The organism is Sphingobacterium sp. SGL-16, assembly GCF_011043515.1.
GTDB lineage: Bacteria > Bacteroidota > Bacteroidia > Sphingobacteriales > Sphingobacteriaceae > Sphingobacterium > Sphingobacterium litopenaei.
Genome location: NZ_JAAKGQ010000130.1, coordinates 1 through 467, shown reverse-complemented (window position 1 = coordinate 467; position 467 = coordinate 1). Strand labels below are relative to the sequence as shown.

The window sequence follows — 467 nt, the reverse complement described above, 5'->3', positions numbered from 1 at the left end:
AATAATAGTAGCATCCATGAAATATACTTTACGCTTGAGTCTGTTAAGCTCGGTGCGTCTTGGAGAATCTTTACGCCACAAATCATCCAAAAGTTTATAATACAAATCTCGAAATAGGCCATGATTACGATGTTGGTTGATGTAAGAGAGGTTGGACTTGCTTGGCGTTCTAGAGATACCCATATGACTCATGTTTCCTGTAGTACTACGAAGCCCATTAGAAATATCACGAACGGAATCAGCTAAGGAAAGATGGCAGAAAAGCATACTTACAAAGTGTGTCCAACTATTAATTAATTCCTTTATGGTGTTTATCGGAATGATATTGTTGAACCAATTTGTTGAAAATATTGCGATCTACTAGTCCTAATATCTGAGAAAATACGTTTATATTTACCATGGCGGTTGGTTAATTTTAGCGAATTAAATATAGCAATCCCTGCTATATAAATCCACCGCCATTTTTA

2 protein-coding genes are annotated in these 467 nt (G+C 35.8%); both read right to left on the bottom strand.

The window, feature by feature from the left end; genetic code table 11:
* On the bottom strand, positions 1-294 hold a 294-nt coding region (locus G5B32_RS16975; RefSeq protein WP_317166127.1), incomplete at its 3' end, for a DUF4372 domain-containing protein.
* Positions 290-400, bottom strand: a complete 111-nt coding sequence (locus G5B32_RS17770) for a DUF4372 domain-containing protein (RefSeq protein WP_165292675.1) — start codon at positions 398-400, stop codon at positions 290-292. The genes G5B32_RS17770 and G5B32_RS16975, both read right to left, overlap by 5 nt.
* Positions 401-467: the final 67 nt, after the last annotated feature.